10 protein-coding genes and 1 pseudogene are annotated in these 11,825 nt (G+C 63.6%); 5 read left to right on the top strand and 6 right to left on the bottom strand.

Features of this window, described 5'->3' with window-relative positions; genetic code table 11:
• Window positions 1–928 precede the first annotated feature (928 nt).
• Window positions 929–3,160 (top strand): TonB-dependent siderophore receptor, encoded by a 2,232-nt coding sequence (locus VGH41_RS05880; RefSeq protein ID WP_331596411.1) that lies wholly within the window; start codon window positions 929–931, stop codon window positions 3,158–3,160.
• Window positions 3,161–3,204: 44 nt separating this feature from the next.
• Complete coding sequence (locus VGH41_RS05885) at window positions 3,205–3,888, top strand: Fe2+-dependent dioxygenase (RefSeq protein ID WP_331596412.1); 684 nt, start codon at window positions 3,205–3,207, stop codon at window positions 3,886–3,888.
• A 45-nt stretch (window positions 3,889–3,933) separates the two neighbouring features.
• Here the strand turns inward: VGH41_RS05885 and VGH41_RS05890 are convergent, their stop codons facing one another.
• A complete protein-coding gene (locus VGH41_RS05890) occupies window positions 3,934–5,538 on the bottom strand; it encodes a hypothetical protein (RefSeq protein WP_331596413.1) in 1,605 nt (534 codons plus the stop codon).
• Window positions 5,539–5,635: 97 nt separating this feature from the next.
• A complete protein-coding gene (locus VGH41_RS05895; protein ID WP_331596414.1) occupies window positions 5,636–5,998 on the bottom strand; it encodes a ligand-binding protein SH3 in 363 nt (120 codons plus the stop codon).
• Window positions 5,999–6,273: 275 nt separating this feature from the next.
• On the opposite strand from VGH41_RS05895, the gene waaC reads away from it, so the two are divergent.
• The 3 genes from waaC (at window position 6,274) to waaA (ending at window position 9,592) form a co-directional block, all read left to right on the top strand.
• The gene (gene waaC, locus VGH41_RS05900; protein WP_414696610.1) at window positions 6,274–7,269 is read left to right on the top strand and encodes a lipopolysaccharide heptosyltransferase I; all 996 of its coding nucleotides are present in this window, start codon (window positions 6,274–6,276) and stop codon (window positions 7,267–7,269) included.
• Window positions 7,270–7,329: 60 nt separating this feature from the next.
• A complete protein-coding gene (locus tag VGH41_RS05905; protein WP_331596417.1) occupies window positions 7,330–8,214 on the top strand; it encodes a Kdo hydroxylase family protein in 885 nt (294 codons plus the stop codon).
• A gap of 76 nt (window positions 8,215–8,290) precedes the next feature.
• On the top strand, window positions 8,291–9,592 hold the full coding sequence (gene waaA / locus VGH41_RS05910; protein WP_331596418.1) for a lipid IV(A) 3-deoxy-D-manno-octulosonic acid transferase: 1,302 nt from the start codon (window positions 8,291–8,293) through the stop codon (window positions 9,590–9,592).
• A gap of 20 nt (window positions 9,593–9,612) precedes the next feature.
• Here waaA and ureG read toward each other — a convergent pair whose 3' ends face one another.
• From ureG to ureC, 4 genes and pseudogenes are all read right to left on the bottom strand, one after another.
• Window positions 9,613–10,260, bottom strand: coding sequence for an urease accessory protein UreG (gene ureG, locus VGH41_RS05915; protein WP_331596419.1), 648 nt, complete (start codon window positions 10,258–10,260; stop codon window positions 9,613–9,615).
• 11 nt (window positions 10,261–10,271) lie between these two features.
• Window positions 10,272–10,952, bottom strand: a complete 681-nt coding sequence (locus VGH41_RS05920) for an urease accessory protein UreF (RefSeq protein ID WP_331596420.1) — start codon at window positions 10,950–10,952, stop codon at window positions 10,272–10,274.
• Window positions 10,939–11,586 (bottom strand): urease accessory protein UreE, encoded by a 648-nt coding sequence (gene ureE, locus VGH41_RS05925; protein WP_331596421.1) that lies wholly within the window; start codon window positions 11,584–11,586, stop codon window positions 10,939–10,941. Before ureE ends, VGH41_RS05920 begins: the two co-directional genes overlap by 14 nt.
• A 2-nt stretch (window positions 11,587–11,588) precedes the next feature.
• Window positions 11,589–11,825, bottom strand: a pseudogene (gene ureC, locus VGH41_RS05930) (urease subunit alpha); the annotation flags it as partial.

The following is an 11,825-nucleotide window of genomic DNA, read 5'->3' on the forward strand; positions in this document are numbered from 1 at the left end:
GGAACCGGACAAAGCCGGCTGTACATCAGGACTCTCGTGATTTCTGTTTGATGTGAGCGCAGGGGTGCGTGTGAGGGTCCACACGGATTCCGCAGGGCCGTCGGAGGGACGGTCGCCGCAGTGGCTCTTTGAAAGCCCTGACAGCAGGCATGGAGAACGACTGTGCAGGAGCTCGACGCTGTACGGGCAGCCAACGGCGTTACGTCGACGGGTCGAGGCCTTTACTTGCTGGGATCGTGCGGCGGGAGACTTCTGGGTCGCATCGATTGGGCTAACCGTAACGAGATGCCAGGGGCGCATGCCGGATAGCCAGATTGCTATGCCCGCGAGCGCGGGCAGTGCTTGGGGCGAGACATGACGACGCATGATCGCCCGATACCGCCAGTAATCGCGTGGGCGACACCGTGGTCAGTCGGGAGTGACTTATTTTGATCGGGCATGTACGCACGCCCGAGGCGCCTGTCGGCGCAACAGCTTCCGTTACGTGGCGTTGCCAAGCAAAGCGCGCAGACGCGCTGTTATTAGAGCGGGAGTGAAGACAGGCGTCTTCATCCAGCTGTATCTACCACTTCATGGTCGGCCAGCGCCGGGACTTCTGGGTGTGTCTTGCCATTTCTGGCTGCTGTAAATTTGGATTTACGGCGCTATTAAAACAGCGAGTGGGCGATTTGCGCAACCGATTTTTACCGGTGGTGTATTTTTGCCACGCGAGACACCCTTCAAACAACTTGCCCTCACGGAAAGTTCCTTACGCTTGAAATATTCTGCGGTGCATGGAATGATATCTATTCTCATTTAACGCAACGCCAGCCCACCGTTCTCCTCCCGTAGTCAGAGAAGCGGCCAGCCAGCCGCCGCACCGACTGTCATGCCAGCGCCGCCGAGGCAAGCGCGCGGTTTGACACGAACCACCTCTGACGGGATCACTATGTTCAACACAACGCCGCTAGCGACAGCGCTGGCGCTGGCTTTGGTCGTTCCATTTTCCGCGCCGGTACGGGCGCAAACCGCTGCTCCGACGTCCTCGCAAGGCGCTGCGTCAAGCGCCACGCCGGCCTCCGGCACCTCCGCAACCACGCCCGCCAGCACGCCCGCCAGCACCTCGGCCACCAAGGGCACGCTGCCGACCATCGCGGTTTCCGGCCAGACTACGCAGGACTTCCAGGCGGAGACTGCCACGGTTGGCGCGAAAACCCCGACCGCGCTGCGCGACATCCCGCAGACAGTCACGGTCATCAACAAGGCGGTGTTGCAATCGCAGGGCGCGACGTCGTTTCAGGACGCGTTGCGCAACGCGCCCGGCATTACCATCGGCGCGGCCGAAGGCGGGCAGATCGGCAACAACGTCAACCTGCGCGGCTTCACGGCGCAAAACGACATCTATCTGGACGGCTTTCGCGATCGCAACCAGTATTACCGCGACACGTTCGACCTGGAATCGATCGAAGTGCTGTACGGCCCGTCGTCCATGCTGTTCGGCCGCGGCTCGACGGGCGGCGTGATCAACCAGGTCTCCAAGAAGGCCAATCTCACGGAGTCCGGCGAAGTCTCGGCGACCGTCGGCACCAACGACCGCTATCGCACCACGGTCGACCTGAATCATCCGCTCACCGACACCTCCGCGTTTCGCATCAACGCGTTCGGCCAGAGCCTGGGTTCGACGCGCGACGAAATGAGAAACAAGGATTACGGTATCGCGCCGGAGTTGCGATTCGGTATCGGCACGCCGACCGAGGTGACGCTGTCGGCGCTGATCCAGCACAACTACGACATGCCGGACTACGGCGTGCAGGCCTTGAACGGCCACCCGTCGCCGGTGGGACGCAATACCTTTTACGGTCTCACGAGTGACCGCACCATCCAGGACGTGCAGATCTTCAACGCCGGCATCAAGCACCGCTTCTCGGACGACGTGATCCTGCGCAACCAGACCCAGTTCTCGCATTCGATGACCGACGCGCGTGAAACCGCGCCGCAAGCCGTGCTGACCGGGCCGCTGGCAACCAGCCCGGCGCTGACGAATGGCAACTTCACGACGCTTCCGCCGTCGCAGCTGTTCATCAAGCTGCAAAGTCACGACCGGGTGATCGAAAACCACTCGGTCTATAACGACACGACGCTCGAATACAAATTCAACACCGGCCCGATCAGACACGACCTGATTGCCGGTGTGGAACTCGGTCACGACAGCTATTCGAACCAGGCCTATACACGCAACAACCTGCCGATCGTGCCGATGATCGACCCGCCCTACCTGTCGTCGCCGGCCGGTGTGACGACCACCGTGGGCAACTATGCGGACTCGGGCTCGAACGAAATTGCGGGGTACCTGAACGACACGGCGTCAATCGGCAGGTACTGGAAGGTGATTGGCGGTTTGCGCTGGGATCGCTTCCAGGCGCAGATCCACAATACGATCAGTGCACCGTCGTACGCGAGCCAGACGAACTACTTCACCAGCGTGCGCGCGGGCGTCATCTATCAGCCGACCGACTGGCAATCCTATTACGTGTCGTACGGCACCTCGTTCGACCCTTCGCTCGAAGCGCTGACGGTGACCAACCTGACGCAAAATCTCGCGCCGGAATCGACCAGGTCGTATGAAGTGGGCGGAAAGTGGGATCTGCTCAACGACAATCTGTCGGTGACGTCCGCATTCTTCCGCGAGGAAATGGACAACGCGCGCACCCAGGTTTCGACGACCGAATACGAACTGGATGGCGACATCCGCGTCGACGGCTTCCAGGCGGGCGTCACCGGTCACCTCACCGACAAGTGGCAGGTCTTCGGCGGCTACACGTATATGGATGCCACCATCCTCAAGGCGGCGGACGGCACCCAGGGGCACGTCCCCGCGAACACGCCGCGCAATACCTTCACGCTGTGGACCACCTATGCCTTCACGCCGCAATGGGAGATCGGCGGTGGCCCGAGCTATATGTCCTCGCGCTATGCGTCGAACACCAACTATGTTTCAGCAGGCGGCTATACGCGCTGGGACATGACCGCCGCGTACCACGCGAAGAAGTACGACGTGCGGCTCAACCTGCTGAATCTGACCAACAAGTTGTATTACGATGCGCTGATTCCTTCGGATGGCGGCCGCTCCGTGCCGGGCATCGGACGTACGTTGCTGGCAACCGTCAACTACCGGTTCTGATTCCGGATCATCGTCAACGGACAAACGGGCAAAAGGACAGAGACATGCTGCTGCAGATTCCGAATGTGCTGAACGCCGAGCAGTTGCGCTTCGTGCGCGAACGGCTGGATCACGCCGGCGAGGCGTGGGTCGACGGCCGCGCCACCGCCGGCTATCAGGGGGCGCCCGTCAAACACAATCAGCAGATCGAACAGCACTCCGCGTTGGCGCGCGAACTCGGCGACGTGATTCTCGCCGCGCTCGAACGTCATCCGCTCTTTATCAGCGCGGTATTGCCGAACCAGGTTTATCCGCCGCTGTTCAACCGCTATGAAGGCGGCATGCAGTTCGGCAGTCACGTGGACGGCGCCGTGCGGCTTCTCGCCAACGGCACGAAAGTGCGCACCGACGTTTCGGTGACGCTCTTCATCTCCAGCCCCGACGAATACGATGGCGGCGAGCTCGTCATCGAAGATACGTACGGCGTGCAGCAGGTCAAGCTGCCGGCGGGCGACATGATCGTCTACCCGGCCACCAGCCTGCATCAGGTCACGCCGGTGACGCGCGGAGCCCGTCTGGCGAGTTTCTTCTGGGCGCAGTCTCTGGTGCGCAGCGACACGCAGCGCGCGCTGCTGTTCGACATGGATACCGCCATCCAGCGTCTGAATGCGAGCGGCGCCGACGAGCAGGCACGTCGCAGTCTCGTGGGTTGCTATCACAACCTGTTGCGCCTCTGGAGCGAGACCTGAGCGCGGCGTTCGCGAGCCGGCGCGCGGCAGTGGCCGCGCTTGCGCTCAGCGGCACGCGCGCCGTTCGAACAGCGACCAGTCAGGCACCTGCTTGATCAGCACCACCTGGCACTCGTCGTTGGCGAACATCTGCGGCGGCAACGGTGCGGTATGGCGCACGAAGAAATAGCGATACATGCGTCCCTCAAACTTATGCCAGCTGAAGTCCTGCGGCGCAGAGCCTTCGGCACTGGGCCGCGCTGGCGGAATGCGGTCGGGCCGGAAGCGCACGATTTGCGGCAGGAAAAACGCAAAATTGAAGTCGACGAAGCCCTGGCGGTCCGCCTGATACCAGAGCGGGTACGTGTGGTAAGTCCACAGACTGTCGATGATCGGGCTCTCGGGCGCGTAAATCAGGCTGAGCGCGCGTTGCCCCGGCTCGGTTGCATCCAGCAGCGTTTCGAACGGCGCATCTTCGACGGCGACGCGATGTTCGCGCACGGCCAGCACGCTCAGGTACGACCAGCAAAAAATCATCAGAAGCACTTGCGTGAGCAACGTTCGCGGCGTGGCGCCCGTGCGGCGCGGGGCGCTTTCGTTTATCTCCTTTGCGTGCACCGCTTCGGCACGGAACATCAACGCGTAGGCCGTCAGCAGAATGATCGCGAAGCGCTGGTAGAGCGCGGCGATACCCATTGCATCCGAGGGCGCAGCGAACCAGATCAGCACGGCGCCGAGCATTGGCAGCAGCGCACTCGGGTCCTGCCGGTTCAGCTTCGCGCCCATGAGCCACGGCGCGGCGAGCATGAACATGGCGCCGAGCATGAAGTACCAGTCCTTCATTTCGGTGGCCACCGTGTACAGCAGGAAATTGTAGACGCGGTGCCAGCCGAACGAACCGCTCCAATCCCACATCGTGCCCGCGGACGCCTGCGTGCTCCCGGCCGGGATGACGAGGGCGCTGTGTTTCACGTAGGCCAGGTAGGTGAGAGTCAGCACGCCGAGCAGCGCGTACGGCAGCGCCGCGCGCAGCATGCGTGCGAATCCTTTGACGAAACACGGAATGAAGGCGGCGCCGAGCGCGCAGCAGAACAGGAACATCAGCCCATGCGAAAAGAACAGGAACACGCCGGCCACCAACACAGCCAGTCCGCCCGCGCGCGTCGGCGCCTGGGCAAAACGCCGTGCGAGGATCAGAAAGAAGAGTCCGACCGGCACGGCGAGCAAGAAGGTATAGAAGCCGTATTGATAGGCGTAGCCGAAAAAGCCCAGCACATACAGCCAGTCGAGGCGGGCGTCGGCCCTGAATTCCTTGCGTAGCGCGAGGCCCGCGGCGACGAACGCGTAGAACGCCAGCATCATGCACAGCTTGAGCGCCGCGAGCACCGGCATCACGAACGACAGTGCGAGGGCGAGTCCATAGCCGAGCAGGTAAGGCGTGAAATAGTTGACGCGCACGAGATCGCTCCACGGCGAAGTGCCGGTGAGCAGGTCATGCAGCAAGGCCACCTGGGCCGCGTGCTGCGGCAGGTCCGCGAGCGGCGGGCGTGGCGCGATCCAGAATAGCGTGCCGGCCAAAGCGACCGTGCAAAAGAACAGGAGCCGGATGAGCCGCGTGCCGAAGCCCGCGCTGGACCCGGAGGCAGTGAGCGAAGGAGAAACGGCGTTCATGGTGGTTTTTAACCTTGTTGTACGAACACGAACTTCGGCATGGACGCGTCTGGCGCGTGTAACCTGCATCGCATGCCGCTTGAGTCAGCGCGACCGCTCAGGCGCGCGCCGGCCCCGACGAGTAGAGCAAAAACACACCTGCTAACAGGAACCCGGCGCCGAGCAGCGTTTTCAGCGTCGGCGCTTCATTGATGCAGACACCCACGATAAAGATCTCGAGCAGGGTGACGCACACCATGAACGGATACGCCACGCTCAACGGGATCTTCTTGAGGGCGAGCGCGTAGAAGATAAAGCCCATGCCGTACGCGCCTAATGCACCGACGCGCAGCAACATGGCCCGGTCGAACAAGGCGAGCGTCGCGGAGCCGAGTTCGCTCGTCGACTGGCCGGCGATACGCAGCAGGACGCTGGCCGTTGCGCTGCAGGTGCCGCTCAGCAGCAGAAGAATCATGTACATGGCCGAAGTCGCCGATTTATTAGCTACGTGAGGCTCCGCTGCGGATACGGGAGCTGTGGGCGAAAATTAAATGACTGGCGACTTCGCGTATGTTGGATATCCCACGAGAACGAACACTTGGTCGGGACGATCGCGCATTGACATTGCGGCGCAGTCGAATATCGCCTGTTTGCGCGTCCACAGCGTGTTTTTTCATACTTTTTCACAGGGCGCGCTAAAATTGCCGTCCTTTCAATGCATCTTCTGGCCGGATCTCCGGCGTACTCCTCTTGAGCGTGCAAAAGATACTGATCGTGCGAGTGTCGTCGCTGGGCGACGTCGTTCACAACATGCCGGTGATTGCGGACATCCGCCGCCGGCATCCCGATGCGCAGATCGACTGGCTCGTCGAAGAAAGCTTCGTCGGCCTCGTGCAGCTCGTGAGCGGCGTGCGCAAAGCCATCCCCGTTTCGCTGCGGCGCTGGCGCAAGCGTTTGCTGTCGATCGACAACTGGCGCGAAATCGGCGCATTTCGCCGCGCGCTGGCGGCCGAAAAGTACGATCTGGTAATCGACTGCCAGGGACTCATCAAGACCGCTTGGGTCGCGCGGATGGCACGCGGACCGGTGGTCGGCCTCGCAAACCGCACCGACGGCGCGGGTTTCGAGTGGCCCGTGCGTTTCTTCTACGACAAACGCGTGCCGATCGAGCCGCGTACCCACGTAGTGGAACGCACGCGCCAGCTGGTGGCCGCCGCGCTCGACCTTCCGAAGCCCGCACCGTCCGACGAGATCGATTTCGGTCTGGATACCGGCCGGGCGGCGCTGGCTTTGTCGGAAGCGGACGTGAATCTGCCGGTTCCTTACGTGGTGTTTGTGCACGCCACCTCACGCGCCGACAAGCAGTGGCCAGATGCCGCATGGATCGAGCTTGGCCAGTCGCTGGTGCGGCGCGGCGCCTCGATCGTGCTGCCGTGGGGCAGCGACGCCGAACGCGCCACCAGCGAGCGTCTGGCGAGGGAGTTCGGCGCTGCGGCCATCGTGCCGCCGCGTCTGTCGCTGCCGGCCGTGGTCGGTCTGATCGAGGGCGCCGCGGCGACGGTCGGCGTTGATACGGGTCTAGTGCACATCGCGGCCGCGCTGAAGCGTCCCACGGTCGAGTTGTACAATTTCGCGACCGCCTGGCGCACCGGCGGCTACTGGTCGCCGAACGTCATCAATCTCGGCACCGCCGGCCAGCCGCCCACGCTGCAACAGGTGAAGTCCGCACTGGCTGGATTTGGCCTGCTGTAACGAACGCGGCATCCGTGCGGCGGCCACCTGAATTACGCTCCACCGCTTTCAAGGGCGACCATGAACGAAACCCAGATCATCGAAGTTGCAAGCGCTGACTGGCACGGACACAACCTGTCTGTGCCGCGCGAGACGCTGCTGGCCGGCGTCGAACGCGGCAAGGTGCTGTACTTTCCCAACCTGCGCTTTGCGATCGAAGGCGGCGAGCAGGCCTTGCTCGACCCCGCGCTGGCCGATCCGAACCGCAAGAACATCAGTCTCGCACCGAATGGCGGCGAGTTGCACGGCGTGGTGGGCGACGCGGTCACGCAATCGGCGGTGCGCGCGTTGATCGCGCGTTATCAGACCAATGCACGCACGCTGGTCGACGGTCTCTTTCCCGAATACGACGGCAAATTGCGCGTGGCGCCGACGAGCCTGCGGCTGCATCAGGTCGAGACCCGTCAGACCTCATGGCGCAAGGACGACAGCCGCCTGCACGTTGACGCTTTCCCGTCGCGCCCGAACTACGGCGAGCGGATTCTGCGCGTCTTCACGAACATCAATCCGAACGGCGCACCGCGCGTGTGGCGCGTGGGCGAACCGTTCGAAGACATGGCCAAACGCTTCCTGCCGGGCATCAAACCGCAGATGCCCGGTTCCGCGTGGTTGATGAACCTGTTGCATATCACCAAGTCCGCGCGCAGCGAATATGACCATCTGATGCTGAATCTGCACGACGGCATGAAAGCCGACCTCGAGTATCAGAAGACGAGTCCGCAAGAGACCATGCCGTTTCCGCCGGGCTGCGTCTGGGTGTGCTTCTCGGATCAGACGTCACACGCGGTCATGTCCGGACAGTTCATGATGGAGCAGACCTTCTTCTTGCCGGTCAAGGCCATGGCGCAGCCGGAATGCGCGCCGCTCGGCATCCTCGAACGCCTCAAGGGCAGGGCACTGGTTTGAGCGCCGCCTGCTGCGCGCCTCGCCGCGCCGACTTCATTGTTCTGGCTGAAAACGTGGACCTGAGCGCGGAGCGCGGATGCTGAGGGTCGTCTATCACGCGCTCTGGTGGCTCGTGGCGCCGCTCGCGGTGCTGCGTCTCATGATCCGTTCGCGCAAGGAACGCGGGTACCGCGAGCATATCGGCGAGCGCTTCGGCTATACGCGTGGACGCTTGCCGGAAGACGACACACCGCTGATCTGGGTGCACGCGGTGTCGCTCGGCGAGACGCGCGCGGCGCAACCGCTGATCGAGGCGCTGATGCAGGCGCGTCCCGACGCGCGCATTCTGCTGACCCACATGACGCCGAGCGGCCGCGCGATCGGCGAGCAGATCTTCGGCGACCGCGTATTGCGCAGCTATCTGCCGTATGACATGCCGCATGCGGTGCGGCGTTTTCTGCGTGCCTGGCGGCCCTCGCTGGGTCTCGTGATGGAAACCGAAGTCTGGCCCACGCTGATCGACGAATGCCGGCGTGCCGACGTACCGCTGGTGCTGACCAATGCGCGCATGTCGGCGCGTTCGTTCAAACGGGCGGCGAAGTTCGGCAGCGCGGCCCGCGGCGTGTTCGGCGGCTTTTCGCGGGTGCTGGCGCAGAGTCCTTCGGATGCGGAACGTCTGACCGCGCTGGGCGCGCGCAACGTGGCGGTGCTCGGCAACCTGAAGTTCAATATGAGCACGCCGCCTGAACTGGCGGCGCGCGGCCATGCATGGCGCGCGGCGATTGGAACGCGTCCCGTGTGGGTCGCAGCCAGTACGCGCGAGGGCGAAGAGGAACTGGTGCTGCAGGCGTTCGCCGCGCTCGGTGTCGAAGAGGCGCTGCTGATCCTGGTGCCGCGCCATCCGCAACGTTTCAACGAAGTGGCGGCACTCGTCGAACGCTCCGGTCTGCGCTACGAGCGTCGTTCGACGTGGGCGCCGGATGCGGCGGGCGGTGCCGCGCAGGGCGGGGCGCGCCCGTTGCCTGCGAATGTGACCGTGCTGCTGGGCGATTCGATGGGTGAGCTGGGCGCCTACTATGCGGCCTCGGATCTGGCGTTCATCGGCGGCAGCCTGTTGCCGCTCGGCGGGCAGAATCTGATCGAGGCGTGCGCGGTAGGCGTGCCGGTGCTGATGGGCCCCCACGTGTTCAACTTCACGCAGGCTACGGCGGATGCCGTGGCGGCGGGCGCGGCGCTGCAGGTGCAGGACCCGGCCGAGCTGGCTCGCGCACTACGCGAGCTGTTCAACGACAAGCCGAGGCGCCTCGCGATGAGCGGCGCGGCGTCGGCCTTTGCGGCGCGCCATCGCGGCGCGACGGCACGCACCGTGGACGTCTTGATGGCGTTGTTGCCGGAGTAACCCGGGCGGTTGCTGACCGCTCAAACCGTCAGCAACCCCTTCTTCTCGATGAAGGCAATCACGTCGGCCAGCCCGTCGAGCGCCTTCAGATTGGACATCACGAACGGCCGCTCGCCGCGCATCTTCTTCGCGTCCGAGGCCATCACGTCCAGATTCGCGCCGACCATCGGCGCGAGGTCCGTCTTGTTGATCACCAGCAAATCCGACTTCGTGATACCCGGGCCACCCTTGCGTGGAATCTTTTCGCCGCCGGCGACATCGATCACGTAGATGGTCAGGTCCGACAGTTCCGGGCTGAACGTGGCCGCCAGATTGTCGCCGCCCGATTCGATGAAGATGATGTCCGCATCCGGAAAGCGCGTCAGCATACGGTCGACGGCTTCGAGGTTGATCGACGCGTCTTCGCGGATCGCCGTGTGCGGACAGCCGCCGGTCTCCACGCCCATGATGCGTTCGGCGGGCAACGCGCCTGCTACCGTCAGCAGGCGCTGGTCCTCTTTCGTGTAGATGTCGTTGGTGATCGCGACGAGATCGTAGCGCTCGCGCATCGCCTTGCAGAGCATTTCGAGCAGCGTGGTCTTGCCGGAGCCGACCGGGCCGCCGACACCCACGCGCAGCGGCGGCAGTTTCTTGGTACGGTGAGCGGTGGGGTGCTGAGGTGCGTTCATGATCGGTGTGTTTATGAGCGAAAGAGCCGCGAGTATTGCGACTCGTGACGGGCCGACAAAATACCTAATTGCGGCGCGAAGGTGTTGATGTTGTCAGGCGCCGTGGCGAGCGCGCGTTGCACGGCGCGGTCCAGCGGCGCCCGCAATGCCACGATGATGCGTTGGCCCGCCAGTTGTCCCAGCGGCACCGCTTTGAGTGCGGCGGCCGCCTGGTTTTCGATCCAGCTGAATGCATAGGCCGCAAGCGCCGCTTCGTCCGGGACGTCGTGCGCGAAGGCGGCGAAGGCAAACGCGGTGGGCTGGGCCAACGGCGTCATGGCTGCCAGTGTGGCGCGGCGGTCCGCAGCGCCCCATTCGAGCGAAACGCACAATTGCCGCAGCGACCAACCCATTTGTTCCGTTTCGCGCCGTAGTTCGGCGGACTCGCGGCTCGCCAGGAATTCGCTATTCGCAAGCGTGAGGCCGGGTGCGTCGTGCGCGCGCCAGCGTTCGATCTGATGCGCGAGGAACGGCAATTCGCCCAACCCGAGCACATTCGTGAGGCCGCTTTCGATCCAGTCGCGCGCGCTGTCGGCATCCGTGATCAGCTGCGCTTCGATCGCGGCTTCGAGTCCCTGCGAATAGCTGAACGCGCCGATCGGCAACGCCGGCGACGCGAGATGCAGCAGTGCTGTGAGTTCAGCGGTACGCATGTTTGCCGTGATCGTGATCGTGCCCGCAGGAAGCGTCGCAGCCGCCGTGATCGTGGCTATGAGCGTGACCTTCGGTGTGCGCATGGCCATGGTCATGGCTGTGCCCATGCTCATGCCCATGATGCTCGCCATAGACCTGCTGCGCGAGCGCGTAGTCTTCAGCGAACGTCTCGTCATGCCCATGCTTATGGCCACCGCCATAAGCGCCGGATTCCGGCTGGAACGGCAGTGAAACCTGTTCGACGCTCGCGCCGATCCGCTTGAGCATGTCGGCCAGCACCGGGTCGTATTCGAGCTTCAGATAGTCCGTGCCCACTTCAACCGGCGTGTGCCGGTTGCCCAGGTGATAGGCGGCCCGCGTGAGCGTCAGCACGTCGCGGGCGCGGACCATTAGCACCGTCTCAGCTGCCGCCACGACACGCACCAGCGTGCCATCTTGCGCGACCAGTACGTCGCCGTCGCGCAACACCGTGCCGCGCGGCAGCACCAGGGCCACCTCTTCACCGTCATCAAGAGTCGCCGCGAGGCGGCTTTTGCGGCGTGCGTCGAAGTCGAGCGTCAAGGTCGGCGCGCGTTTGACCAGCACCGCGGCGAGCTTGATGTGGGGGGCAATCAGTTTGTCGATGGTGCGCATGATCAGAACAGGAAATAACGTTGCGCCATCGGCAATACCGTGGCCGGTTCGCAGGTCAGCAACTGGCCGTCGGCGATCACCTGATAGGTTTCGGGGTCGACGCTGATCGCCGGACGCCACGCGTTGTGAATCATGTCGGCCTTCGAGATGTTGCGGCAATTCTTCACCGCCACGACGCGCTTGGTGAGGCCATAGCGTTCGGCGATGCCCGCATCCGCGCTCAGCTGCGACACAAAGGT

The sequence above is a fragment of the Paraburkholderia sp. genome, from assembly GCF_036488795.1.
Classification (GTDB): domain Bacteria; phylum Pseudomonadota; class Gammaproteobacteria; order Burkholderiales; family Burkholderiaceae; genus Paraburkholderia.

What these genes read in the sequence shown, in the direction of transcription:
- VGH41_RS05880 (WP_331596411.1), top strand. Translation starts at nt 929, where the DNA reads ATGTTCAACACAACGCCGCTAGCGACAGCGCTGGCGCTGGCTTTGGTC.
- VGH41_RS05885 (WP_331596412.1), top strand. Translation starts at nt 3,205, where the DNA reads ATGCTGCTGCAGATTCCGAATGTGCTGAACGCCGAGCAGTTGCGCTTC.
- VGH41_RS05890 (WP_331596413.1), bottom strand. Translation starts at nt 5,538, where the DNA reads ATGAACGCCGTTTCTCCTTCGCTCACTGCCTCCGGGTCCAGCGCGGGC.
- VGH41_RS05895 (WP_331596414.1), bottom strand. Translation starts at nt 5,998, where the DNA reads ATGTACATGATTCTTCTGCTGCTGAGCGGCACCTGCAGCGCAACGGCC.
- VGH41_RS05905 (WP_331596417.1), top strand. Translation starts at nt 7,330, where the DNA reads ATGAACGAAACCCAGATCATCGAAGTTGCAAGCGCTGACTGGCACGGA.
- waaA (WP_331596418.1), top strand. Translation starts at nt 8,291, where the DNA reads ATGCTGAGGGTCGTCTATCACGCGCTCTGGTGGCTCGTGGCGCCGCTC.
- ureG (WP_331596419.1), bottom strand. Translation starts at nt 10,260, where the DNA reads ATGAACGCACCTCAGCACCCCACCGCTCACCGTACCAAGAAACTGCCG.
- VGH41_RS05920 (WP_331596420.1), bottom strand. Translation starts at nt 10,952, where the DNA reads ATGCGTACCGCTGAACTCACAGCACTGCTGCATCTCGCGTCGCCGGCG.
- ureE (WP_331596421.1), bottom strand. Translation starts at nt 11,586, where the DNA reads ATGCGCACCATCGACAAACTGATTGCCCCCCACATCAAGCTCGCCGCG.